Genomic DNA, 25,916 nt, shown 5'->3' on the forward strand with positions numbered 1-25,916 from the left:
ATCCGCTGCTACTGCTGCCCCGAATTGCCCTCTGTATACCCACCCTTGGCAAATGTTCAGCAGAGGAGCATAAATTGTCACCTGACCCAGCAGTAAACAGAGGCGAAAGACGGCGGGTTGCCGTCGTCGGCAGCGGCGTGGCCGGTCTAACGGCAGCCTACGTCCTCAACCGGCAGGATAACGTCACCCTGTTTGAGGCAGACGCCCGGCTGGGCGGGCATGCCCAAACGCACCACATTCCGCAACCGGACGGGACGGCTATCGGCGTCGATACCGGCTTCATCGTCCACAACGAGCGGACCTACCCCACCCTGCTGCGGCTGTTTACCGAGCTGGGGGTGGAGACCCAGGACTCGGAAATGAGCATGTCCGTCCGGTGCGATGGCTGCGGGCTGGAGTATGCAGGGGCGCGCGAAGGCGGCCGCGGAATTATTGCCCGCCCGTCCAGCCTGCTGCGGGGCCGCTATCTGCTGATGCTGCTCGAGGTCACCCGCTTCTACCGCAAGGCACGGGCCCTCCTGAGCACTGCACCCTTTTCAGCGGCCAGCCCGGACGCCGCCCCGCCTGAGCTGACGCTCGGCAAGTTCCTGGAACGGGAAAACTTCAGCCCGTACTTCATCTCGCATTTCATGACCCCGGTAGTCAGTGCCGTCTGGTCCTGCGACCCCATCACTGCGCTGGCCTATCCGGCACGCTACCTCTTCACCTTCCTGGATCATCACGGGATGCTGGGCGTGAAGGGCTCCCCGCAGTGGCGGACCGTCACCGGCGGTTCCGCCCGCTACGTGGAGAAACTTGCAGCCACCCTGTCGGATATCCGGGTCGGCACCCCTGTCACTGCCATCCGCCGCCTGCCGGATGGCGTGGAACTCGCAACTGAGCACGGGCTGGAAGACTTTGACGCCGTCGTGATTGCCACCCACCCGGCCCAGGCACTCGGGTTACTGGCAGATGCCACGCCCGCTGAGAAGCAGGCGCTGGGCGGAATGCCTTACTCGGTAAACCACACAGTGTTCCATCAGGATCCGGCGGTCCTTCCTACGGCCGGCAATGCGAAGGCGTCGTGGAACTACCGCCTGCCGTCGTGTGACGCCCGGCCGGACAAGGTGCTGGTCAGTTACGACCTCAGCCGGCTGCAGCGGCTGGACTCCGTTGGGGGCAGGCCTTACCTGGTGAGCCTGGGGGAGTCGGAGCTGATTGCTGACGACGCCGTGCTGGAGCGGATGGTGTATGAGCACCCGCAGTACACCCCTGAATCCCTGCAGGCGCAGCAGGCGATCGCAGGACTCAGCGACAGCCGCATCGCCTACGCCGGAGCGTACCTGGGCTGGGGCTTCCATGAGGACGGCGCACTGTCCGGCGTTCGGGCGGCGGAATCTTTAGGCCGCTCCTGGCGTCATGCCGTAGCTGGTGATCCGCTCGAGTCCCCGAACGGCGGGGAGCGGGAACTTCTTTCCGCAACGGACCCTTCATGAGCGCGGCCATCTACCGCACGTCAATTTCCCACGTGCGGCGCACACCGTTGAAGAACGCATTTACGTACCGCAGCTACAGCTGGTTCGTGGACGTCGACAGGCTCCCGCGGCTTCCGTTCCTGCTGCGGCCGCTGGCCGTGTTCCGCGCGGGCGACCACCTCGGCGATCCGGACGCCACCATCCGCAGCAACGTGGAACGATACCTGCGGGCCCAGGGGATAGAGCCCGACGGCGGCCCCATCCACATGCTGACCAGCGCCAGGGTATTGGGCTACGTTTTCAATCCGCTGACCCTCTTCTGGTGCTACCGGTCCGCCGGCGAGCTTGAGTGCGTGGTGGCCGAAGTGCACAACACCTACGGGGAGCGCCACTGCTACCTTCTCCGGACGGATCCGGCCGGGCGGGCTGCAGTCCCGAAGGCGTTCTATGTTTCACCCTTCAACGAAGTGGACGGGCAGTACCGCATGAAGGTGCCCGCGCCGGGGGAGCGCCTCGGGGTTTCCATCGTGCTGGACCGCGAAGGCCACCGGCCGTTCGTGGCCGCCATGGACGGCACGCGCCGGCCGGCCACGCTTCCAAACATCCTGGCCGCGGCCCTGGCGGTACCGGCCGCACCGCTCCTGGTATCCGCACTCATCCGGGTACAGGGCATCAAACTTTGGGCCCGACGGCTGCCCGTCGTCGCCAGGCCACACCACCCCTCACAGGAGGCAGTTCAATGACAATGATTGACGACAACCAAGCAGCTGCGATGACTGTCAGGAACAAGGCCAGAGACAAAGCTGCAGGCGAGCTGCAAGAAGCCGCCGCGCACTACGCCGCAGCCTGGAGCGCAACTGGCACGCCGGCGTCGCCCGCCATTATCGATCCGGACGTTTGGCCGGAAGTTGCCCGGCCGCCGTCGGGCGCTAAAGCGGCAGTGGCTGGCAAGGCCGCGGGACTGCTGTTCAAGGGGGCAGTAAAGCGGCTGCCCCTGCGTGTTGAGTACCCGGACAGTACGGTCCTGGGCGCCGGCGGCCCGGATGCCCCCGTGATGATGATGGTCCGGCCGGAGGCGTTTGAAGCGCGGATCGGCGACAACGGACTGATCGGGCTGGGCGAGTCGTTTATGGCCGGGGACTGGGAGGCCAGCGATCTCGCGGGCGTCCTGGAGGTCTTTGCCGCCTCGGTAGGTACATTGATTCCAGCGCCGCTGCAGGCGTTGCGCGGCTGGTACCTGCCGCGCACGCCGCGGCAGGAACTGAACGCTGAACAGAACACCCGCAGCAACATCTCGCGGCACTACGACCTGTCCAATGATCTGTTTTCCACCTTCCTTGACTCCAGCATGAGCTACTCGTCCGCATTGTTTCCGCTCAAAGCCGGACCGCTTTCTGCTGTTGGCTGGGAAGCCCTCGCCGAAGCGCAGCAGGCCAAGATCGACCGGTTACTGGATAAGGCCGGCGTCGGCGCCGGGACCCGGCTCCTGGAAATCGGCACCGGCTGGGGCGAGCTGGCACTCCGGGCTGCGGCACGCGGCGCCACTGTCTACAGCGTCACCCTCTCCAGTGAGCAGCAGGCGCTCGCACAGCAGCGGATCGCAACTGCCGGCTATACGGACCAGGTGACCGTGGCTCTGCAGGACTACCGCGCTGTGGAGGGGGAGTACGACGCCGTTGTATCCGTCGAGATGATCGAAGCCGTTGGGTACGAGTACTGGCCCATCTACTTCCAGACCATTGACCGCGTGCTGGCGCCCGGCGGGAAGGTGGCCATCCAGGCGATCACCATGCCGCACGGGCGAATGCTCGCCACCCGGAACGCCTACACGTGGGTCCACAAGTACATCTTCCCGGGCGGGTTCCTGCCGTCCGTCCGTGCCATCGAGGGCGTGACGCAGCAGCACACGTCGCTGCGGGTCCGGGAACGGATGGGTATGGGTGACCACTACGCCGCCACCCTGCGGCTGTGGGAGGAACGGTTCCTGGAGCAGTCCCGCGAGGTGGGGGAACTCGGCTTCGACGCGGTGTTCCAGCGGATGTGGCTGTTCTACCTGTGCTATTCCCGCGCCGGGTTCCAGTCCGGCTACCTGGACGTGCAGCAGATTGTGCTGGACCGCCGGGAGGTCCAGCTCTAGACATGGTATATATGTGTACATATGCGCGCGGGTTGTGCACTATCCCGCGCAAATATCAGGCTGCTTTCCATGATGGATAACGGCAACGCCATCCTGACGACCTCAAAAAGGCAATGCGGAACGTCTCTTAGACGCTAGTGGCATGGTGAAGGTCGGCCGATGCGGCCGCAAGCCCGTGGAGCAGCGCGGTTGATGTGGCCACCCAGCCGAGGAGCGTCTCGATGGTGAGCAACGATGCCTCGTGGTTGGTGCGACCGGCCGCCGCGCCGATAGGCTCGGCAGTGCAGTCTTCCAGCAAGAGGCAGCGGAAGTCGCGGAACATCGCATCCCGGAGCGTCGACTCGACGCAGATGCTCGTCGTGCAGCCCGTAAAGATGAGGTCCCGGACCGCTTGACCCCGCAGGAGTGCCTCCAGGTCGGTCTGGAAGAAGCCGCTGAAGCGGTGCTTGTAAATAATGTGATCCCCCGGGGCTGGCGCCAACTCATCAACGATGTCGGTGTTCCACGTGTCGCGGATAAGCACGCGACTAGGGGAGCCGTTCGGTGCCACAACCGGTTCACCCACGCCCATGAACTGGTGACGTTGGCGGTTGGTCGCATGCTCTGGGCCGAGGTCGGAAAGATCGGGCCGGAACCCCATCTTCAGGTAAACAATCGGGACCCCCGCCTCGCGCGCTGCGTCCACGACGCGGGTTATTGGCCTGACCACCGCTCGGATCTGGGCGATATCGATGCCGGCCCGTTCGAACATGCCGCCCGGCGATCCAAAGTCGTTCTGCATGTCGACGACGATCACCGCCGCGTGACCGAGATCAAGACCGAAAGGCCCGGGCCGAGCGTTGACCGTCATCATGTCCTGCGGTGCCATGTGCTCACTCCTGTGGCTAGGACGAGTCAGTGCGCCCTCCACGATAGTGGGTAGAAGTTGGCGCTATGCCTGAATTTTAAGACTCCCATCCGGGCGAGACAACCGGCTGACCGAACCCGTTCATGATGCTCGCAAGCTGGGCATCGTTCCTTCCCGCCAACCGGGTCCAGCACCCGTGGGCTTGGTCACCACAAGGGGTTTCGAAGCTCACTTCGGAGCCCCTTTTCAGTGCCACTCAGCCTGCCGGCACCAGGGCCGACACGCCGTCTTTTCCACGACACGCTGGGCGTTAAATGTGGCTAAGTACTCCACAGGGTGTGGATTCCGTCCGTAAAAACGGCGGGATTCCGGACATTTTGAAGGCCCCTCCCTGTGGATTAAAGGTGCATTAAATGACATACTTGTAATACATCATCTTGGGGTTCCAAAGAGGCGTCTGCACTAGATGTAGTATCTACATACAGCTTGGGCGGGAACCCGGACGAGCAATTTTTCAGCAAAGGGGACAGGACCATGACCGTAACGGTTTACACAAAGCCTGCTTGTGTTCAGTGCAACGCCACCTACCGGGCGCTCGACAAAAAGGGCATCACGTACCAGAGCGTTGACATCTCCCAGGACGCCGAGGCACTCGAGCGCCTGAAGGCACTGGGCTACATGCAGGCACCCGTTGTGGTCACGGACCAGGACCACTGGTCAGGCTTCCGCCCGGACAAGATCGAGGAACTGGCGCTCTCCGCTGTTTCCTCCGTGGCCTAGGGGTCACTGCATTTCCTGCCGGCAATAATCAACCAGCTGAGGTGACTCCCACGGCAGCACCAGCAGCCCAGGAATTCCACACAGCACAGGAATCCCAGGCACCGCAGGAACTTCACGCGGCTCAGCGCGTGGACGGTTCCTCGCCGGCGCCAGCGGTTGTTACCAGCAGCCGGCTCATCTACTTTTCCTCGGCATCCGAGAACACCACCCGCTTTGTCTCCAAGCTCGGCCGCGAGGTGGCCCGGATTCCGCTGCTCGCCAAGGATGCACCCCTCCTCGCCACCCGGCCGTTCGTGCTGGTGGTGCCCACGTACGGCGGCACCGGGGGAGAGGGTTCTGTCCCCAAGCAGGTCATCCGGTTCCTGAACATTCCACAGAACAGGCAGCTCCTGCGCGGAGTGATCGGTGCCGGCAACACCAACTTCGGGGACAACTACTGCATGGCGGGGGACATCATCGCCGCCAAGTGCGGAGTACCGCACCTCTACCGCTTCGAATTAATGGGCACGCCAGAAGACGTGACCCGCGTAAACAATGGATTGGACACGTTTTGGACACGACTGTCGCAGACACAGAAGTAACCAGGGCCCAGAAGCCTGAGATGCCCGCCGCCTACAAGGGCCTGGGCTATCACGAGCTGAACGCCATGCTGAACCTGTACGGCCCCAGCGGCGAAATCCAGTTCGAGGCGGACCGCGAGGCCGCGCACCAGTACTTCCTGCAGCACGTGAACAACAACACCGTGTTCTTCCACGACCTGGAAGAGAAGCTCGAATACCTGGTCAAGAACGACTACTACGAGCGCGAGACGCTGGACCAGTACACGATGAACTTCATCCGTGACCTGTTCAACCGCGCCTACAAAAAGAAGTTCCGCTTCGAGACCTTCCTGGGCGCCTTCAAGTTCTACACGTCCTACACGCTGAAGACGTTCGACGGCAAGCGCTTCCTGGAGCGCTACGAGGACCGCGTGTGCATGGTTGCCCTGCACCTGGCCCGCGGCAACGAGCAGCTTGCCCTGCAGATGGTGGACGAGATCATCGAGGGCCGCTTCCAGCCGGCCACCCCCACGTTCCTGAACGCCGGCAAGAAGCAGCGCGGCGAGCTGGTCTCCTGCTTTCTGCTCCGCATCGAAGACAACATGGAGTCGATAGGCCGTTCCATCAACTCGGCGCTGCAGCTGTCCAAGCGCGGCGGCGGCGTAGCGTTCGCGCTGACCAACATCCGCGAGGTGGGCGCGCCCATCAAGCAGATCGAGAACCAGTCCTCCGGCGTTATCCCCGTGATGAAGCTCCTCGAGGACAGCTTCTCCTACGCCAACCAGCTCGGTGCCCGCCAGGGCGCCGGTGCCGTGTACCTGCACGCACACCACCCGGACATCTACCGCTTCCTGGACACCAAGCGCGAGAACGCCGACGAGAAGATCCGCATCAAGACCCTCTCGCTCGGCGTCGTCATCCCGGACATCACCTTCGAACTGGCCAAGCGTGACGAGGACATGTACCTGTTCTCCCCGTACGACGTCGAACGCGTCTACGGCATGCCATTCTCCGACGTCTCGGTCACCGAGAAGTACTACGAGATGGTGGACGACTCCCGGATCAAGAAGACCAAGATCAAGGCCCGCGAGTTCTTCCAGACCCTCGCCGAGATCCAGTTCGAATCCGGCTACCCGTACATCATGTTCGAGGACACCGTGAACCGGGAGAACCCGATTGACGGCAAGATCATCATGTCCAACCTGTGCTCGGAAATCCTCCAGGTTTCCCAGCCCACCACGTACAACGATGACCTGTCCTATGCGGACACCGGCAAGGACATCTCCTGCAACCTGGGCTCGCTGAACATCGCCAAGGCCATGGACTCGCCGGACTTCGGCCTGACCATCGAGACGGCCATCCGCTCGCTCTCGGCGGTGTCCGACATGTCCAACATCACCTCGGTGCCGTCCATCGCCAAGGGCAACGACCAGAGCCACGCCATTGGGCTGGGCCAGATGAACCTGCACGGCTACCTGGCCCGCGAGCGGGTCCACTACGGTTCCGAAGAGGGCCTGGACTTCACCAACATCTACTTCTATTCGGTGGTGTACCACGCAGTCCGTGCCTCCAACCTGCTGGCCATCGAAACCGGCCAGACCTTCGGCGGCTTCGAGAAGTCCAAGTACGCCTCCGGTGAGTTCTTCAACAAGTACACGGAGCAGGAGTGGGTGCCGCAGACCGAGAAGGTGGCGGAGCTGTTCAAGAACGTGCACATTCCGACGCAGGCTGATTGGCTGGCGCTGAAGGCTTCCGTCATGGAGCACGGCATCTACAACCAGAACCTGCAGGCCGTCCCGCCGACCGGCTCGATCTCCTACATCAACAACTCCACCTCCTCGATCCACCCGGTGGCGTCCAAGATCGAGATCCGCAAGGAAGGCAAGCTGGGCCGCGTGTACTACCCGGCTCCGTACCTGACGAACGACAACCTGGAGTACTACCAGGACGCGTATGAGATCGGTTACGAGAAGGTCATTGACACCTACGCTGCCGCCACCCAGCACGTGGACCAAGGCCTGTCCCTGACGCTGTTCTTCAAGGACACCGCCACCACGCGCGACATCAACAAGGCGCAGATTTATGCCTGGAAGAAGGGCATCAAGACCATCTACTACATCCGTCTCCGCCAGCTCGCGCTGGAAGGGACGGAGGTGGAGGGCTGTGTTTCTTGTGCCCTATGACAACTCGAATCGGTTGATTACTATTCATTAGGGGATGAATGATGGAAACGACGACGGCGACGGGCGGCTTGGTCTACGGCATCCGGCTTCGGCGGGAGGTCGAGTACCGCTATGTCGGCATCACCACCAAGACGGCTAGTCGTCGTTTCCATCAGCACCTTCGCGTGGCCGCGGAAGGGCGCAAAACTCCCTTCTACGACTGGCTTCGGAAACAGGACCAATCTGAAGTCATTGCAGACGAGTTGGACTGGATCGAAGGGTTGCCCGAGTTGGGGCAGGCCGAGATGGACTGGATCAGCTACCTGCGCCGGGAGGGCGACCGTCTCCTGAACCTTTCCGAGGGTGGCCTTGGCCCGACGGGTGTTGTCTGGACAGAAGCCATGCGGGAAGCCGCTCGTATCCGTTCCACGGGTCGCAAGATCAAGCGAGCGTCGGGGCCAGGGGCTTCCTTCTACGGCAAGAACCACACCGTGGAGCAGCGCGAAAAGTGGTCCCGGGAACGCAAGGGCACGTATCTGGGAGCTGAAAACCCGAACTATGGGAAGTTCGGTCCAGAGCATCCAGGATTCGGACACACGGTCAGCGAAGAGACCCGCAAGGCCCTTTCGGAAGCAAAGAAGGGCGCCGGCAATCCCAACTTCGGCAAGAAGGCCAGCGCGGAAACGCGTGCGAAAATGTCAGCAGTACGGAAGGGTCGTCCAATGCCTTCCAGCCAGCGCAGCGCCCACACCAGACATCACACCAACAAAGGCCTCGAGAAAGCCGACTGCAGGTATTGCGTCGAGGACTCAGCCAAACCAAGTCTCTCTTCAGAAAGTGAGTCGGAGTCATGACCGAAAAAGTAAAGCTTCTCAGCCATGTTGAGGCGATCAACTGGAACCGCATCCAGGACGAGAAGGACGTTGAGGTCTGGAACCGGCTCGTCAACAACTTCTGGCTGCCGGAGAAGGTGCCGCTGTCCAACGACGTCCAGTCCTGGAACACGCTCACCCATGACGAGCAGCAACTCACCATGCGTGTGTTCACCGGCCTGACCCTGCTGGACACCATCCAGGGCACCGTCGGTGCAGTCTCCCTGATTCCGGACGCGCTCACCCCGCACGAGGAAGCCGTCTACACGAACATCGCCTTCATGGAGTCCGTGCACGCCAAGAGCTATTCCTCCATCTTCTCCACGCTGGCCTCCACCAAGGAGATTGACGAGGCGTTCCGCTGGTCCACCGAGAATGAAAACCTTCAGAAGAAGGCCCAGATCGTGATGGACTACTACCAGGGCGACGACCCCCTGAAGCGCAAGGTGGCCTCCACACTGCTGGAGAGCTTCCTGTTCTACTCGGGCTTCTACCTGCCCATGTACTGGTCCTCCCGCGCCAAGCTGACGAACACGGCTGACCTGATCCGCCTGATCATTCGCGATGAAGCCGTCCATGGCTACTACATCGGCTACAAGTTCCAGCGGGCCCTCGAAACGGTTTCTGCCGAGCGCCGGCAGGAGATCAAGGACTACACCTTCGAACTGCTCTTCGAGCTGTACGAAAACGAAGTCCAGTACACGCACGACCTCTACGACGGTGTCGGCCTGGCCGAGGACGTCAAGAAGTTCCTGCACTACAACGCCAACAAGGCGCTCATGAACCTGGGCTACGAAGCAATGTTCCCGGCCTCCGTCACCGACGTGAACCCGGCGATCCTTTCTGCGCTGTCCCCGAACGCGGACGAGAACCACGACTTCTTCTCCGGGTCTGGCTCTTCGTACGTGATCGGCAAGGCCGTCAACACCGAAGACGAGGACTGGGACTTCTAGGTCAGGCCTTCACCATCGCCACCAGCTGCTAAAGCCCCGTCTGCAAGACTCAGCGAAGCGGCAAGCTGGAGCAAGTGCCGCTATTCCTGACGGCCCCCGCACATTGCGTGCGGGGGCCGTCGTGGTTTTACTTGTTAGCAGGTCGGAACGATCAACCAACGGCGAGCGAAAAACGAAAGCATAATACAGTGAGCGGGATAGGGCGCGGCATAGGCGTTCAAATCACGACTTTTTCGAGTCTGGCTACCAAGCTGTCAAGAATTGGACTGGCCTGGGGATTGAGTCCCTCCGTACCAACCCGCTCAATTTCTTCTACCAGACGAATCTTGACAGTGTCGACGGTGTAAGTGTCGTCGGGCTTTCCGATGGTCCTCAGGAAGGGTTTGACCTGGTTGCTCCACTTTTTTTCATCGTTCCAGGGTTCAAATGAAGCGACGTCGGCGGCGAACATCTGATTCATGACCCTGTGATGTATTTCCTTGGAATAAAAATCTTCAAGCTCTTTATTGAAGAAGCCGCCGGGAGACACCAGGAATATGTTCTCGACGGGCACCAATGTGTCATCGCCTAGTTTTTTAAGCGTGTTTTTGCCGTCATTGTCGTTGTCGATCAGCGCAAACATAGTGGTCGGCTCTATGAGCAAGTGCTTGGCTGCAGCAGTCAATCCGCTGCCCCCACCGGAGGGTCGGATCTTGATGGAGCCATCAATCAGTGCTCCCTCAATGCGCGATGACTTCTCTGAGAGGATCTTCCGCAGAAACCTCTCATCCGTCTGTCCCTCCACTAGGATGCTTACTGTCGCGGATGACAAGTTGTCCCCGGGCCGCACCCCTAGGCAATCACGCAACTCCTCTAGCCTTTTCGTGGGGCGCGCCCGGTTGTCCTGGACAAGGATGTTACTTGCCACATGGGAGCGATTAAGAAGGAGAGGGCTATGAGTAGTGAGAATTACCTGTTGTTTGGACGCCACTTGGGCAAGTACTTTTCGGATCTCATGGATTGCGTCGGAATGTAGGTGCGCCTCGGGCTCCTCGACGGCCAAGATAACCTGTCGGTCCTTGTTAGTGTGTTCTGCTACGTCGTGCATTAGCGCTAGTGAAACTATGCTCTTTACGCCATCGCCTTTTTGCAGGAGTGACGTTCGAGCTCCGTCATCAATAAGAATGTCGCGTACGGCGGCAAAATCGCTGACAGGTTCCCCCACAATCTCTATCGCTTCAAAGCCTGAAAGATAGCTGCCCAACCGGGTGGAGACGCTTGATTCAAGTGCTCTGAAATGCTCGCTGCGTTTGTCTTCAATCTTCCGCAAAAGATCTTGATATTCAAGATCTTCCTCAAGCGAATTCATGCGTTCCGACGCGAGTTGGTTGATTACTTGCATTGCTTGATCTACCGTACGAACGGCTGGGACGTAGATGAACTTAATGCGTTTCTTAATAAAGTCTGCAATTTCAGGTGATTTTGCAGCATAGCTCTTACTTCCCTTGCCAGGCTTGGGTATAGACAAGGAAGGGGGTTTGTTAGGATAGAACTTGATCTCTACCGGCAGAGTGCCGTTGACGCGGGAACCGATGATTCGTTGAAAGTCCGTCACTTCCTTTGCATCAAGCCTAAACTCAAAACGTATAGACGTGTAGCTCCGCGTTGTGAGGTTCAGAGGATAATCGCGTTCCCAGTCGAAGTCATTTACAAGCTCCCTTCTCCGCGGATGGAAGAGCATCGGACTGCGCCGAGGGCTGGCCCTTGGTGGATTCACTCCAATGGCGAGTTGATCGATGACTTTCATCCCCAAGCTGATGCCATGCAGGAGATTTGATTTTCCCTGGTTGTTTGGCCCCACCAAGACCGTCATGTTTTCGATTTTGAACGCCGCGTCCCGGGAGATGCTTCGATATCTTGATATTTTGACGTGTGATAACTGCAAATCAATCTCCTAATGAAAAATCGAAGCTTTGTGGCGGCGCCGATTCATATTCGCGCCTCGGCAAACCTTGGCGCCATGGATTCCATCTGCTCCATGACAAGCTTGATCGCCTCGGGCTGTTTGTCCGGCGGGTAGCCAAACCGCACTAGAAGTCGCTTGATCGAAGACCGGAGCTTTGCCCGAACGTCGTCGCGGACGGTCCAGTCAGTCCGCACATCCCGTCGCATCACCGAAACCAGCTCGCGGGCGATGTCAGCCAGGACGCCTTCACCCTGGACCTCCACCGCTGATTCGTTCTGAGCCACGGCGTCGTAGAAGGCCAGCTCGTCCGAGTTGAGCGGGGGAGTGAACTGCGCACCGCGGTTGCCTTCGACGGCAATTTCCCTTGCGAGCTCCACCAGCTCGGCAATAACCTCGGCGGACGTGAGCTGCTGGTTGGTGTACTTCTTCATCAACTCGGTGATCCGTTCCGAGAACGCTCGCTGCCGGATCACGTTGTTCCGTGTGGAAGATGCAGATTCATCGGCAATAAGCTTCCGCAATGCCTCGATGGCCAGCTGCGGGTTCCGTGCCTTCTGCGTCTTCGCAATGAACTCCGGCGTCAAGTCATCCAGCGACGGCTTGGGCATGCCGGCAGCATCGTAAATGTCCAGCACTTCGCCAGAGGATGTGGCGGAAGCAATGAGGTGTCCCAGTAGCCGCTGGATTTCCTCTGGCACTGGTTCGCCGCTCGCCTGCCGGTCGGCGGCGTCGTACTTCGCCATCCAAACCCGGATTTCCTCGTAGACCTGGATTTCGGGACGCAGCTCGGCCAGGGTCTCCGAGCCGGAGCACAGCGCCCACGCGCGGGACAGCTGACCAGAAAACTTGCGGTACTTCGAGGCCAAAGGCTCCTCACCGTCGCCCGGCTGATTACCGGGTGTGGCAGGGTTCCTCAGGTAACTGACAGCTCCGGTCACGGCGTTCAGGAAGGCCTTCGGCCCTCCCTTCATCAGGGCGGATTTCCAGTCATGACCTGCCAGCAAAGAGCGCAAGGTCTTCACCAGCGAAACCGTCAGTCCGACAGCCTCCTCGATGTTCTTGCCCACCGGCTTATTCGCCTGGTCAGACTGGGTGTACTCGGTCAACGCCTTGGACAGGTTCTCGGCCAGGGGCGCGTACGCCACCAGCAGCCCGTCCTCCTTTCCTCGGAACGTGCGGTTGACCCGGGCAAGCGTCTGCATCAGCAGCGCTCCCTTGAGCGGCCGGTCCAGATACAGCGTGTGCAGCGGGGGAGAGTCGTAGCCGGTGAGCATCATGTCCTTGACAATCACCAACTCCAGCTCGTCATCGACATCCTTGAGCCGCTCCTTCACCTGGGCATTTAGCGAATCGCGACGCACATGATTAGACACCGGCGGTACATCAGTAGCATCGCCGGAGTAGACCACCTTGATCTTGCCCTTGGACAGGTCGTCCGAATGCCACTCGGGCCGCAGTGCCACAATGGCCGAGTACAGGTTCGCGCAAATCTCCCTCGTACCGCCCACGATCATCCCCTTGCCCGGGGCCTCAATGAACTTGAGCATCCGTTCGCCCCGGTTCTCCCAGTGCGCCACTAGGTCCTCCGCCAGCGCAGCGATCCGTTGCGGTGCACCGTACACAGCATTGACGACGGCGACACTCGCCTCAATGCGCGCGCGTTCGGTATCGTCGAGCCCCAGCGTTAGTTCATCCGCTGACTTGTCGAGATCCTCCTCGGTGACGCCTTCGGAGAGTCCCACCTTGATCAGCCGCGGCTCGAAGTAGACGGGCACGGTTGCGCCATCCTCAACTGCCCGGGACAGGTCGTAGATGTCGATGTAATCGCCGAAGACTTCTTGCGTGTTCCGGTCATCAAAAGAGATCGGCGTTCCTGTGAAGGCGATCAGCGTGGCGTGGGGGAGCGCATCGCGGAGGTGCCGGGCATAGCCGTCCAGGTCGTCGTAGTGCGATCGGTGCGCCTCATCCACCACTACGATGACGTTGCGCCTGTCGGACAGCAGCGGGTGGTCGGCACCGGCTTCCTTCTCGGACTTGCTGCGGCCAAACTTCTGCAGCGTGGTGAAGTAGATGCCGCCCGTTGTCCGGTTGCTCAACTCGTCGCGCAGCGCAGAGCGCTTCTTGATCTGCTTGGGTGACTCCGCGAGAAGCAGACTGCGGCCGAAGCTTTCGAACAGCTGGCCGTCCAGTTCGTTCCGGTCGGTGATGACCACGACGGTGGGGTTCTTCAGCTTCGGCTGGCGGGCCACCATGTTGGCGTACAGTTCCATCTCCATGGACTTCCCCGAACCCTGGGTGTGCCAGACAACACCGGCCTTGCCATTGCTTTCGACCGCCTGGATGGTGCTCGCCACCGCCTTGGTCACGGCGTAGTACTGGTGCGGCTTGGCGATACGTTTGGCGAGACCGCCCGACCCCTGATCGAAGGCCGTGAAGTTCCGGACGAGCTGCAGGAAGCGTTCTTGGTTGTAGAGGCCGTCCAGGGCGGTGTCAAGGGCGGTGACCGCGTCGCCATCGACCATATAACCCTGGGGGACGGGGGCGCCGTCGTCGTCAACGTTCCAGGGTGAGAAGTGATTGAAGGGGGTGAACGGCGTTCCGTACTTGGCCTGAATTCCGTCGGTGGCGAGGGTGAACACGCAAAAGCGGAACGCCATGGGGAACTCACGGAGGTAGGTCTGGAGCTGTGCGTGGGCGCCGGGGAGGTCGGCGTGCGCGCTGCCTGCCTTCTTGAGTTCGATGATGCTGACGGGCATGCCGTTGCAGTAGAGCACCACGTCGAAGCGCCGTTTGTAGTCACCCTGGATGAGCGTGACCTGGTTGACGGCGAGCCAGTCGTTCTGGTCGGGTGACTGGCTGAGAAGCCGGATGGTCGGGTTGGCTTCGTTTCCGTCCGAGTCGATGTAGGTCAGCCGGTAGCCGTCGACGAGGCAGTTGTGGATGCGGTGGTTCTCGGCCATCGCATCGTTCGACTTGGGCGATGAGATTTCCGCCAGAGCCTGCTGCAGATACTGGGCGGGCACCGCCGGGTTGAGGCGCTGGAGGGCGGCAAGCAGGCGTGGCCGGATCAGAAGTTCCGACCAGGACTCGCGTTCCCCGGTGCCGGGCGCAACGGCCTGGCCGTCCAGCGGCTTCCAGTCCAGCTCGCCGAGCCGCTCCTTTGCTGCGCCCTCCCAGTCGGCTTCGGAAAAGGCTACTGTCGGTGCTGTCACGATGATTCCCCCAAAATCGACTTGTTGTTCTGCTTACTCCGGCTTCGTGCGGCTGCCCGCTGCCCATTACACCTGCCGTGCGCATTTATACGCCGGCGTTCTCCAAGACTTTCTCAGCGTTTTTGACGCGGACGTTGCCGGACATCAGCTGAGGGAGGAGCACATCGCGGGTTTCGACGAGTTTGAGGTTTTCGACCTCGGCCGCCAGACTTTTCTCCCACAATGCCGTCATCAATTCGTCATGTCGGCGAATGGTTTCTTCGGCCGGAACGGCCACTGGTTCGTCCAGATGCTTCCGCTGAATGTGGCCCATCGTGGTTGCCTTGTCGGCAGCTATTGCTTTGAATTGGTCCAATTTGTGTCGAAGTAGTTCGTACACCAGCCAGTATGGGTAGCCAGCATTGGGGATCACTTTGAAGATGTGCTGATTGACGATGGCCTCTGGCCGGAACCATCTGTGGAGCGTCAATGAACCGGACCAGGCAAACAAGAGGTCACCCGGGCGGGCAACATGCTGTGCTTCGACGTCAATGTCGTTGTAGACCGTCGAAGCGCCGATTCCGGAGTTCAGTTCAGCGATGCGAATGACCACTCGACCGTGCCCGCTCGCCCCCTTGGTGAAGGCTTTTCCGTTCACGAATTGAGCAGTGCCTGAAAGCGGAATCATCCGGCTGTCGATGCTTCCCATGGATCGAAAAACTGTGTGCGACAGGTCATCGATCTTCGATATGACTTGGGTGTTGGCGGCGATCTTGTCGTCGAGGGCACCTAGGACCGAGGCGATGGCCCGTTGGTCATCGATACCCCAAAGGGGAACGCGGCAATCAGTGAAGAAACCGGACGGAACGCGCTGTCGGCCGGACGTGCCTTCCATACGGCCAATTGCCATCTCCCGTATGTCTGGATGTCGCATCAGGTAATACACGAACAACGAATCAGACACCCCTTCCCGTCCACGGAGCACCACAAACTCCGTAGAACCAGACGCAACTTCGCCATCGCGGGCAAGCAAAGCTCTCGCTATCTTTCCATTTTCGAGACACGGCGTAATCCGCGCGAAAAGAGTGTCGCCGGACATGAATCTTGCACCGCCGCCGAAAGCTCTTGTCTCCGAGGGGGTGGCATCTCTTTTGCTTGGGCTCACATCATCCATGCTCACGAACCACGCAGTTTGGCCTTTTGTGAGTTGCACCTGGGGATTTATCTCTGCGAACTTTGCGAGGCTGATCAGTTCCATTAGAAAACCCTTCTCAACTGCTCGCGCACAACCGCTGCCAGCCGCTCAGACTCTTCGAACTGCTCAAGCAACTCCTTTGAAAGCCGGGTGATCTTCTCATCGATCGGCTCGCCGTCATCCTCAACCGCAGCCGCCCCCACGTACCGGCCCGGCGTGAGCACATAGTCGGCGGCCTTGATCTCCGCGAGGGTCGCCGAATAGCAGAAGCCGGCCTCGTCGTCGTATGTCAGCCTTGCCTCAACCGCCGACGCGGTGCCGCGCCACGCGTGGTACGTGTTGGCGATCTTGGCGATGTCCTCGTCGGACAGGGCGCGCTCGGCCCGGTCCACCATATAGCCCAAGCTCCGGGCGTCGATGAAGAGTACTTGGCCGGTCCTGTCCACGGAACCGCGTGGTCCTGCGGTCTTGTCCTTCGTGAAGAACCAAGTGCATACGGGGATGCCGGTGCTGCGGAAGAGCTGGGTTGGCAGGACCACCATGCAGGAGACGAGGTCAGCCTCGACCAGTTGGGCGCGGATTTCGCCTTCGCCACCGGAATTGGAGGACATTGAGCCGTTGGCCATGACCACGCCGGCGCTGCCGCCCGGGGCCAGTTTGGAGATGATGTGCTGGATCCAGGCGTAGTTGGCGTTGCCGGCAGGGGGGACGCCGTACTTCCAGCGCGGGTCGGACTCGGAACGAGCCCAGTCCTTGATGTTGAACGGCGGGTTGGCCATGATGAAGTCCGCGCCGTTGTTCCCGGTCAGCTCGGGGTGCTGGTCGCGGGCGAAGGTGTCGCCCCAGCGGGAAGCGAGGTTGGCGTTGAGGCCGTGGATGGCAAGGTTCATCTTGGCCATCCGCCAGGTGCGCTCGTTGAGTTCCTGGCCGTAGACGGAGATGTCCGAGCCCTCCATGTTGTGGGCCGCGAGGAACTTTTCGGCCTGGACGAACATGCCGCCGGATCCGCAGCAGGGGTCGTAGACGCGGCCGCGGTGGGGTTCGAGGACTTCGACGAGGACGCGGACCACTCCGGCGGGTGTGTAGAACTCGCCGCCGCGCTTTCCTTCCGCCTTGGCGAACTTTTCCAGGAAGTATTCGTAGACCTCGCCGAGGAGGTCGCGGGCCTTGCTGGCGCCCTGTCCGGTGAAGCGGGCGGAGTTGAACAGGTCCAGGAGTTCGCCGAGGCGGCGCTGGTCGACGTTGTCGCGGTTGTAGATGCGGGGGAGCGTGGCGGCCAACGACTTGTTGTCGGCCATGATGAGGTCCATGGCTTCGTCGATTAGCTGGCCGATCGACTTGGGCTGCTCACCATCCATCGCGGGCAGGCCCTTGGCGTTCTCGGCCAGGTAGGTCCAGCGCGCCCGCTCGGAGATCCAGAACACGCCACGGCCGGTGTATTCGTCGACGTCGTCGATCAGCTGGGCGATCTGCTCTTCGTTGAGCCCGTCGGCTTCCAGCTCCGCCTGGATCTGCCCGCGGCGTTCCTCGAATGCATCTGAGACGTACTTCAGGAACACCAGGCCAAGGATCACGTCCTTGTACTGGGAGGCGTCCATGGAGCCGCGCAGTTTGTCTGCGGCCTTCCAGAGGGTGTCCTTGAGTTCCTTCATGGTGGACGGGGCAAGGTCCACCTTCAATTTAGGGGGCATTACTGGGTTCCTTCGGTCTGTGGTTCGGCGAGCTTAGTACTGGGGTCTGTCAGGGTGAGGCTTCCGCCCGCTACGCCGTCCGTAATCAGGGTAGCGAGTTCCTCCAGCCGTTCGAGGCGTTCGCGGGCTTGCCGCTGGTCGTGTTGCAGCCGGGCGAGCGAATCGGCCAGTTTCTTACGCTGGTTGTCCGGTACGCGGCGGAGGTGCCACTGGCGCCAGGACTTGTCTGTGGCGGGGAGCTTGTTGATGTCCGCGGCTACGACGTCGGGCACCAGGCCGCCAGGATCGCCGGCGTCGATCCGCAGTACTCGTGCGGGAAATACGACGGCGGATCCGCCTTCTCGATCCACAAGAGCGGCGGGCCGGGGGCTGGTGCAAAAGACGACGTCGCCGGGCTGGGTGAGCCGGCCAGCCGGGTTGTTGGCGGCGAAGTCCAAAAGGTCAAGGTGGCGCTGCGGGGTCTGCAGGTTGAGTAGCTCGTCGGGGCCGAGGACGCGAGTCCCGTTTGTAGCCGTCAGATGCACGTCCTCGATCCGGTTCCCTTTGATGTAGGTGAGGTTGCCGCCGGCGATGAGTTCCTCGATGGGGACGGGCTGACCCTTCAGGATCGGGACGCTTGGCAGTACTGCCACATCAGCGAATCGTTCAGCACTGCCGCCTCGCAGTAGGCGCACGAGTTCCTCCACCCGGAGGGCCGCCTCCGCGCCGCTGACGTTTGGAACGGAATGGTTGGACGGCACGGCTACCAGGGACTTCCGGCTGGCCAGCAGGAGCCGGGTCTGGACCAGCCGGGCGAAGCGGAAAGCGTGGGCCCGGACGGTGGCGCGGTTTCCCATTGAGGCGACTACATCGCTGACCAGGTCCTGTTTGACGTCTTCTGTGAGGGCCCGGGTGCTCAGATCCGCCACCATGGTCCAGCGCTCGGCGATGGGCACCTCGGCGAAGGACGGTCCCAGCACCCAGAGAGCATGGGTTTCGCGGGGCTTGGCACGCAGCAGACCCTGGGGCAGCCGCACGACGGCGCGCACCCGGCCGGTTCGCAGGAGCCCGGAACGGAGGCCATTGGCCGAGGTGCCCAGTGGCGCGTCGCAGAGGACTCGGGCGGGCGCGATGATGACGGCGCGCTGTTGGTCGTCCATCTGCAGGACAAGGTGTTCCACCGCCGAGAGAATCTGGACCTCTTCCATGCTGGGTTCGCCGGGCGACGGGTACTGCGCTACGTGCACCACAGGCCCATGGACGGCGAACTCGCCGCTGGGATCGACGCGGATCTGTCCGCCGTCCACGCCGTGGACGCGCAGGCGGCGGCGCACGAGGCGGGCGGCCCCGCCGTCGTCGTCTGGTGTTAGAAACGTGACAGGCGCACTCTCGCCGGCCGCGCGGACGACGCCCATCAGGAGGTCGCTGCCGCCGCGTGTGGCATCGGCAAACACGGAGTCTCCGCCCAGCGTCGCCGACAGTTCGACCGCAGCAGCGGCGACCAGATCGACGGCGGATTCGGTGAGGGCCGTATCCGAGTGCTCCCGCAGCCCGGACCGGAATCTCGCGGCCAGAAGCTGCTCGAAGGCCCCGCCCGTGTTGTAGGCGCTGTCGACCAGCCGGTCCGCAAACGCCGCAGTGGAAGCGAGCGAAGGCCCGGCGGCTTCCAGCTCCGAGTAAAGGAACGCGTCGTCTGGATCGCACTCGTCCGCCATGTCCAGCAGTTCGTCCGGGGTCAGTTGCGCCAGGGCATTGCCGGTCATGGCCTTGAGCGTCAGTAAGGCGGTCAGGGCGTTGAATGTGTTTCCCGGGGCTTCGCCGGAAGCTTTGACCGGCACCCTGGCGAAAGCTGCGACGTCGTTGGCGGCCTCGGGATTGTTGCCACGTCCGGTCACGTTTAGCCAGGCGGCGATGCGGTGGGCGTCGAAGAGCTCCCGGCCGTTGTCGAGCGCGGCTGGCTCGGGAAACGGGTGGGCCGTCCCGGCGTTGCGTTTGCGCCACATCGAAACAACGGGGCGCTTGACCTGCGCCAGGGCGGCAACGTCCGAGAGAGTCATCCGCAGGGCTTCTGCTTCGTTCATGTCCGCCTCCTTACGACGTCGACCCTCAGCCTAACTGCGTGGGGCACACTTCCCAGGGATGTGCTGATAAGTGGGATTATCAGCGTTTCTTCTCTCGGCTGGGTTGGCCCGTCGTAGCTTCGTTCTGCAGCTACGAAGGAATCCTCCGGAGCTGCGACGGCGGCGGGGAACCGCGCATTTGGGGGACTGGTATCCCGCCGCCGCTCAGCAGCCATCCGAGAACAGAGGAGCAAGTCATGTTGAACACCGATTCCAACGAGCCGGCGGCAACGCACAGCAAAGACGTCCTGGCGGAGGCGCAGCCGGGCGGAGGGAAGGCCAAGCCCGGACGGACGCGCCGGGTCTTCACGGCCGTCGCCGTCGTCGGCCTGCTGGTAGGCGCGACCGCCGTCGGCACCACACTGCCGGATCCTAAGTCCAGCGACGCCTATCGGGCGCTAGCGGGGGAGAAGGCAACTGTTGAGTCCGATCGCGACTCTGCCAAGTCCAATTATGAGTCGATGAAATCGAAGTACGACACCCTGCAGAACGGCATTACGGCCCGCGAAGCCAAGGTCACCGCAAGGGAGACCGAGGTCGGAAAGGCTGACGCAGCCGTCAAGACTGCTGAAGCCGCCATGAAGGTCCGCGAAGAGGCAGTCACCGGCGCCGAGAAGACAAAGGCGGCCAACACCATCGGCGACGGCACCTGGACCGTGGGCTCCGACATCGAACCCGGCACCTACCGGGCAGCGGCTGCCGTCGCATCCACCTGCTACTGGGGAATCTACCGCAGCGGCAGCAACGGCAGCGACATCGTCGAAAACGACATCCCCGGCGGCGGCCGGCCTGTCGTCACCCTCTCAGCAGGGCTGGACTTCAACTCAACCCGCTGCGGCAAATGGGAAAAACAGTAGCCACTGCTACTCCGCACCATCACCCAATCGCATCACTTGAAAGGCACCATCATGACCAACCAGAACCTTGTCCCTGTCCCGCTGGCTGCCCAGGCAGCTGCAGCCCGGCCGTTCTACAAGAAGAAGCGCTTCGTACTTCCGGCAGGCGTCCTGCTGGTGGGCGTTCTCATGGGCTCCTGCTCGGGCGGAAGCAAGCAGGCAGCGGACTCCAGCCCGATCGCCTCCGCCACTGCGTCCGTCGAAGCGACTGCGCCGGCTGCCGCTGCTCCTGCCGCCCCCGCGGCGGCACCGCCGCCGTCCGCTCCTGCTGCTCCCGCGGCGCCTGCAGTGGGCGTTCCATTCACCGTGAAGATGCGCAACGGCAACGTCGCCAGGATCACTGTCGTGTCCGCCGTACGCACCGACTCTGTGACCGCCGGCGCGTTCTCTACTCCACCCAGGAACGGTACCTACCTGCTCCTGGACGTGCTCTGGGAAACGGAATCCGGCAAGACGAGCTCCAACCCGCTCTACTTCTCTGCGAAGGATGCCAACGGCCGTAAGGCAGACATGAGCCTGTTCGCAGATAACCAGCTGGGTTCGGGCGAGGTTCTGCCCGGGGACAAGGCGCGGGGCAACATCGCCTTCGATATTGCGCCGGGCGCTGCCACCGTCATGATTTCTGATCCGCTGCTGCAGGAGGCTGCCCGGATCCAGATTCCGTAATTGACCAGTTCTTGGAACCTCTGATGCGCAACTGGTCGGCTCTCTTTGAGGCAGGACAGTCACACAAAGAGTCCGATTTGGAAGGTTCCTTGATCGCAGGAGGGGTGACGTGGCAGGTGAGCAACCACTCAGGGAGAAGAACAGGAATTGGGGAAGACGAATAGTGCAGCATGACCACGACTCGGACAGGGGGAAAGATTTGAGTCCTAAAGCGTAATGGGAGCGTTGCGTATGCGGCGCCACCCCCAGCAGGGATATGATCTCGAACTAATGAAAACGGCTTGCTCAGCTATGGCTGATCGGCGTTGGGGGTTCGTCGAAAGGAAAAGCATGAGTAGGTCCGGGGATCTGCGCGGGCGCCATACGGAGAAAAAGCATTGGGTTCATGGCCTTCGCCGCCCTGTGCCCACTGTTTCTCAACTGTTTACTGGGCAGGTCGGAAGATAGTGGGTTTTTGGCACACCGGCTACATGGAATTTCATGAGCCCACAGGTGAAGGTACAAGTCCATTTGCGGAGCCCAAAGAGGTGACCTTTCCGTGCACGACCTGCGGGGTGGAGTTTTCAACGGCCCGTGATCTGCGCGTACACACTTTTGAGGGCCACCCCGTGCGACGCCCTGTTCTCGTGTTCAACGGGCGGGAATGCGGCAGGAGTCGCCTAACCATCACCAGCGAAACCACCGCGCATGATTGGGTGATACGCACAGCTGACGCTGTGAGTATCAACGGCAAGACAGTTTTTGTTGGAGACGCTGCAGAATTTCTGTCATCTCAGCGGAGCGGTGTTGTGGACGTGACACTTTCGAATCTGGGTGTTGTGGAGACTTTCCAGTTCGAGTTCGCGCTGGCTGATATGGATGATCTTGACGGGGTTGATGCTGCCTTGGCGCGCTTGGTCGACGGGGGCGAGCTGAGTCGCCGGTCTATCGACGACTTCATCATGCGCTGCAAACAACACCGCACTGCAGCCCGGTATCAATCCGGTCTCGCAAACTACCTTTACGGAGTTCTGGCACGCGAGGATGCTGCTGGAGCAGAGGGTTCCGAGCGATCAGGTGAGGGCAGCGGCTATGAGGGCAAATACGATCAGGCCGTCGGAATTTTGAGAAGTTTCGATCGCCCTCCAGCAGAGGCTATATGTGGCATCGTTGCCTTCCACTACAACCAGTTCGAACGCGCCATGACGAAGACCAAGAGCCAGCGCGTTGCGGAAGTGTCCATACGATTTCAGGCGCTCCTCAAAGGGGAAAGCTGGTTGCCCGATGCGCTGTCGCAGTCGCCACACCCGAGCCTGGATGTCGCGCTCAGCGACTCGGTAATCGAACAAGTGCTCAGGTGGTCTGCATTGCCACTCGATGGCACAGCAGCCGATGACATGGCTGAGCTAGCTGCCAATATTGGTTCACAGCGACCATACGACGCGCTTAAGCTCCATCTGGCGGCGGCTGAGCATGCGCTGGCTCTAGGAGACCTCCCTGCAGCGCTGCGACACGCCGAAAGCCTTCGGCACAGCCGTCTGAGCGAGAAGTGGTACACAAATTTTCGACCCCGAGTTCAACGTCAAGGAGTTCTGAAAAAGTGACAACAGACGACGGACCCGCTGGAGTTCATTCGGCTGATGGCTCGGACTCGCCCCTGCCCAGGGAGCCTGCGGCCAGGGGCCCGCAAAAGCCCAACCCGGATAACAGCAGCAAGCGGGAGCGGCCCAAAACGATCCTCGCATTGATGGAATATGCCTATAGCGAAGCTGGACGAAAGCTCAGTTTGTCCCGGAAGGATATATTCGAGCTGTCGGTACGGCCAGAGGATGAGCAAGCAGAAATTGATACTGTTCGGCAATTAGCTGGGAGAGATACGTTATTTGCCGTTCCGCCGAGTTTATTGTCATCACTGGCTGAGCTGGGATCAGAAACGCTTGTGCGTGGCCGGATTCTCGATCTGGTTGTCGTGGCTTTCGCAAGCCACAAACTCTTCGAGGGACGGATTGAGCGCTTGACGGAACAGCGGCCCCTGGAAATGCTAACGGCTGAAGAGGTCAATCGTGCGGCCCAGCGCATAACATTCAGCGCTTTGGGGCTGAAAGAGGAATCCGAATTCAGCGACGCAGGCCGGGCGCGGCTTCGCTCCAACGCGGTATCCGCTCTGGAGCTTTTTCGCGTCCTCCGCGATCGGTGGACTTCGCGGCAGTTCATCGAGGACATGAGTGCCACTGTCTGGGACGCTCCGGCCCTGCCAAGTGCATACAAGACGGCTGCTCTTCTGGCGACAGCAAGGAACACGGAAGCACTGAGCCAGGTCTCACGGCACTTCGAGCATGTTCTCCGTAACTCGAAAAGGGAAACGGAGAAGGCCATTTCACAAGCACGGGAGCAGGAGCTTCGTGCCATAACGGCCGAGGCGTTGGGAAAGAGACTGGCAGCAGATCTAGAGAAGGCAAGAGCAGATGCCGCGGAGCTGGCGTCCAGAGCCAATGAACTTGAGCTGCGGCTTTCGGTAGAGCGAAGCAACCGCGTGGTCGATAAGAGCCACCACGTTGATGACTATGAGGCTCTCAGAACGCAGGTCATTCGACGGCTCTCTACTCAGTCTGAGCTTTTGGGGGACGGGCTTCATGCCCTTCGCCATGGAAGCACAGGTGTAGCCGAGGAGTTCGTTGACAGGGCACTCACTGCAATTAGTAGTGAGGTCACGCGCCTGAAGGAACTGGATGGGGGAGTGCAATGATTGCAGGTTTTGATTTCGGAACGACTAACAGCCTCGTGTCTGTGGTCGTTGGCGACCGTGTGATTGACGTCTTGGACGATGAAGGCCTGCCGCACCCATCGGTCGTTCGATACGAGGGCGAGGAAGTCGTCGTTGGACGAGAGGCGCGCCACGCGCTTGAGGAAGTCGGTCTCGGCGTCTATGGCAACACAGTGCGCTCACCAAAGTTTCTCCTGGGCGAGGAATCAGTGACTGTCGGGGGCGTCGACCGCAGCCCCGTGGAGATTGTTGCAGATGTCATCCGCCATGTCCGTTCGGAATCACGGCGAGGCCGTCAGCGACAAGTGCTGGGCGAGTTGGACCGTGCAGTGGTCACAATTCCAGTGAACATGAACGGACCGAGACGCGCGGCTCTTCGAGAAGCGTTCGCCCATGCAGGAATCTCTATAGCTCAGTTTGTTCACGAACCACTTGCAGCCCTCTACGGCTACCTCCGCGGTGCAGCGGACACCGACAGCGAAATCCGCGGCCTGATGCGACGCAACGTACTGGTTGTTGACTGGGGTGGCGGCACCCTCGACCTCACACTTTGCCGAATTGAGCCGGGGCGGATCCTGCAACTCCGCAACGGGGGAACTGACACAGTCGGAGGTGACAAATTCGATGAAGTGATACGTGACGAGGTCGTGGCGCGATTCTCTACGAAGCACGGGATCTCCAAATCGGATCACCCCACGAAGGAGGCACGCCTGAGACTGTTGCAGGATGCCGAACGGAACAAGATTGCGCTCTCGGAGCGACCGAGCGTCACTTTCTATCGTCCCGGCTATTTCCCAGACTCCGAAACTACGCTTGAGTACCCACTGACGCGGCAAGAGCTGGAAGCGATTACACGACCTCTTGTGACATCAGGCATCAGGGAGATTGAAGCGCTCCTTGACAGCGTCGGTATGGCACCCGCTCAGGTCTCACTTTGCCTGGTTGCCGGCGGTATGGCCGCGATGCCAAGCATACGGAGCCGACTACACGAGCTGTTCGGGCCTGAACGGGTGCTCGTCCCTGAGAATAGTGCAACGCTTGTTTCGCAGGGAGCGGCACGCATTGCTCATGACTCACAGCGGCTGGTGCTGGCAAAGCCCATTGAGCTGGAAATGGCACGTGGTTCACGCCTTCCACTGTTGAGGGCCGGAACGGCCATGCCGAATAATGGCGAGGTATGTCAAGACAGCTTCCACTTGTACTGCACCGACCCCACCGACGGTCGGGCAAAGTTTTCCATAGTGGCGCCAACTGAGCTTGCTGATCAACCCCAAGCCAGCGATCCGAGAACATCGCTCGGCATGGTAGCCATAGCTGTGGACAAGACAGCACCACCTCTCACCGAGCGGCTGGAACTAGACGTAAAGGTCGACGACAACCTCATCTTGTCAGTTAGCGCTATGTCCAAGCAGCGCGGCGACGAAGCACATGCGTCCTACTTCGATCTGGAGTTTGGCATCGGACTCCCCGGCAGCAATGACCTGGGACCAATCGATATTGCTGACACCGAGGCCTACGTACCCAATGACGGCCTTATCGCGCGTGCCAACGTAGCCGATCAACAGGATACGAGGCTCGTTCCTGGAGACGTGCTTTATCAGCATCGGCCTCATGCGTTTTCGAGACTCCCTGGTCCGGACCAAGCGACTGATGAGCAACTCACCGAGCACCTCTACTACAAGCCCTGTGCCGTCTGTAAGCGTAAGTGGGGCGATCCCGCTTGTAGATGCGCTTCGATAGTCTGAA

19 protein-coding genes are annotated in these 25,916 nt (G+C 61.0%); 13 read left to right on the forward strand and 6 right to left on the reverse strand.

The features are described 5' to 3' along the window. Positions 1 to 74 precede the first annotated feature (74 nt). From QFZ70_RS08025 to QFZ70_RS08035, 3 genes are read left to right on the forward strand one after another with little or no spacing between them, the layout of a single operon-like run. Positions 75 to 1,475 carry an NAD(P)/FAD-dependent oxidoreductase gene (locus QFZ70_RS08025; RefSeq protein ID WP_307094851.1) on the forward strand — a complete coding sequence of 467 codons (1,401 nt, stop codon included), beginning with the start codon at positions 75 to 77 and terminating at the stop codon, positions 1,473 to 1,475. Further along, entirely contained in the window at positions 1,472 to 2,197 is a 726-nt protein-coding gene (locus QFZ70_RS08030; protein ID WP_307094852.1) for a DUF1365 domain-containing protein, read from the forward strand. Before QFZ70_RS08025 ends, QFZ70_RS08030 begins: the two co-directional genes overlap by 4 nt. Next, a complete protein-coding gene (locus tag QFZ70_RS08035; protein ID WP_307094853.1) occupies positions 2,194 to 3,591 on the forward strand; it encodes a class I SAM-dependent methyltransferase in 1,398 nt (465 codons plus the stop codon). The genes QFZ70_RS08030 and QFZ70_RS08035 overlap by 4 nt, the downstream gene beginning before the upstream one ends. A 127-nt stretch (positions 3,592 to 3,718) precedes the next feature. Here the strand turns inward: QFZ70_RS08035 and QFZ70_RS08040 are convergent, their stop codons facing one another. Then, positions 3,719 to 4,459 (reverse strand): cysteine hydrolase family protein, encoded by a 741-nt coding sequence (locus QFZ70_RS08040; RefSeq protein ID WP_307094854.1) that lies wholly within the window; start codon positions 4,457 to 4,459, stop codon positions 3,719 to 3,721. 513 nt (positions 4,460 to 4,972) lie between these two features. Between QFZ70_RS08040 and nrdH the strand changes: the two genes are divergently transcribed. From nrdH to nrdF, 5 genes are all read left to right on the forward strand, one after another. Continuing rightward, positions 4,973 to 5,218 carry a glutaredoxin-like protein NrdH gene (gene nrdH, locus QFZ70_RS08045; RefSeq protein WP_013601222.1) on the forward strand — a complete coding sequence of 82 codons (246 nt, stop codon included), beginning with the start codon at positions 4,973 to 4,975 and terminating at the stop codon, positions 5,216 to 5,218. Positions 5,219 to 5,346: 128 nt separating this feature from the next. Continuing rightward, positions 5,347 to 5,799 carry a class Ib ribonucleoside-diphosphate reductase assembly flavoprotein NrdI gene (gene nrdI, locus QFZ70_RS08050; protein ID WP_307097830.1) on the forward strand — a complete coding sequence of 151 codons (453 nt, stop codon included), beginning with the start codon at positions 5,347 to 5,349 and terminating at the stop codon, positions 5,797 to 5,799. A 20-nt stretch (positions 5,800 to 5,819) separates the two neighbouring features. Then, positions 5,820 to 7,940, forward strand: a complete 2,121-nt coding sequence (nrdE, locus tag QFZ70_RS08055) for a class 1b ribonucleoside-diphosphate reductase subunit alpha (RefSeq protein WP_307097831.1) — start codon at positions 5,820 to 5,822, stop codon at positions 7,938 to 7,940. A gap of 38 nt (positions 7,941 to 7,978) precedes the next feature. Beyond that, positions 7,979 to 8,773, forward strand: a complete 795-nt coding sequence (locus QFZ70_RS08060) for an NUMOD3 domain-containing DNA-binding protein (protein ID WP_307094855.1) — start codon at positions 7,979 to 7,981, stop codon at positions 8,771 to 8,773. Continuing rightward, positions 8,770 to 9,744: a class 1b ribonucleoside-diphosphate reductase subunit beta gene (gene nrdF / locus QFZ70_RS08065; protein ID WP_307094856.1), complete on the forward strand. Its 975-nt coding sequence runs from the start codon at positions 8,770 to 8,772 to the stop codon at positions 9,742 to 9,744. The genes QFZ70_RS08060 and nrdF overlap by 4 nt, the downstream gene beginning before the upstream one ends. 217 nt (positions 9,745 to 9,961) lie before the next feature. Here nrdF and QFZ70_RS08070 read toward each other — a convergent pair whose 3' ends face one another. The 5 genes from QFZ70_RS08070 to QFZ70_RS08090 form a co-directional block, all read right to left on the reverse strand. Then, complete coding sequence (locus QFZ70_RS08070) at positions 9,962 to 11,596, reverse strand: ATP-binding protein (protein WP_307094857.1); 1,635 nt, start codon at positions 11,594 to 11,596, stop codon at positions 9,962 to 9,964. Positions 11,597 to 11,712: 116 nt separating this feature from the next. After that, entirely contained in the window at positions 11,713 to 14,901 is a 3,189-nt protein-coding gene (locus tag QFZ70_RS08075) for a type I restriction endonuclease subunit R (RefSeq protein ID WP_307094858.1), read from the reverse strand. 85 nt (positions 14,902 to 14,986) lie between these two features. Continuing rightward, positions 14,987 to 16,138: a hypothetical protein gene (locus tag QFZ70_RS08080; protein WP_307094859.1), complete on the reverse strand. Its 1,152-nt coding sequence runs from the start codon at positions 16,136 to 16,138 to the stop codon at positions 14,987 to 14,989. Next, positions 16,138 to 17,766: a class I SAM-dependent DNA methyltransferase gene (locus tag QFZ70_RS08085; protein ID WP_307094860.1), complete on the reverse strand. Its 1,629-nt coding sequence runs from the start codon at positions 17,764 to 17,766 to the stop codon at positions 16,138 to 16,140. Before QFZ70_RS08085 ends, QFZ70_RS08080 begins: the two co-directional genes overlap by 1 nt. Further along, entirely contained in the window at positions 17,766 to 19,826 is a 2,061-nt protein-coding gene (locus QFZ70_RS08090) for a hypothetical protein (RefSeq protein ID WP_307094861.1), read from the reverse strand. The genes QFZ70_RS08085 and QFZ70_RS08090 overlap by 1 nt, the downstream gene beginning before the upstream one ends. 236 nt (positions 19,827 to 20,062) lie before the next feature. Here QFZ70_RS08090 and QFZ70_RS08095 point away from each other — a divergent pair, with 236 nt between their 5' ends. From QFZ70_RS08095 to QFZ70_RS08115, 5 genes are all read left to right on the forward strand, one after another. Then, complete coding sequence (locus tag QFZ70_RS08095; protein WP_307094862.1) at positions 20,063 to 20,722, forward strand: PspA/IM30 family protein; 660 nt, start codon at positions 20,063 to 20,065, stop codon at positions 20,720 to 20,722. A 51-nt stretch (positions 20,723 to 20,773) separates the two neighbouring features. Further along, the gene (locus QFZ70_RS08100) at positions 20,774 to 21,427 is read left to right on the forward strand and encodes a DUF4352 domain-containing protein (RefSeq protein WP_307094863.1); all 654 of its coding nucleotides are present in this window, start codon (positions 20,774 to 20,776) and stop codon (positions 21,425 to 21,427) included. Positions 21,428 to 22,143: 716 nt separating this feature from the next. Next, a complete protein-coding gene (locus QFZ70_RS08105) occupies positions 22,144 to 23,010 on the forward strand; it encodes a hypothetical protein (protein ID WP_307094864.1) in 867 nt (288 codons plus the stop codon). Continuing rightward, the gene (locus tag QFZ70_RS08110) at positions 23,007 to 24,152 is read left to right on the forward strand and encodes a hypothetical protein (protein ID WP_307094865.1); all 1,146 of its coding nucleotides are present in this window, start codon (positions 23,007 to 23,009) and stop codon (positions 24,150 to 24,152) included. The genes QFZ70_RS08105 and QFZ70_RS08110 overlap by 4 nt, the downstream gene beginning before the upstream one ends. Then, positions 24,149 to 25,915, forward strand: coding sequence for an Hsp70 family protein (locus tag QFZ70_RS08115; RefSeq protein ID WP_307094866.1), 1,767 nt, complete (start codon positions 24,149 to 24,151; stop codon positions 25,913 to 25,915). Before QFZ70_RS08110 ends, QFZ70_RS08115 begins: the two co-directional genes overlap by 4 nt. Position 25,916: the final 1 nt, after the last annotated feature.

The sequence above is a fragment of the Arthrobacter sp. V1I9 genome, from assembly GCF_030817075.1.
GTDB lineage: Bacteria > Actinomycetota > Actinomycetes > Actinomycetales > Micrococcaceae > Arthrobacter.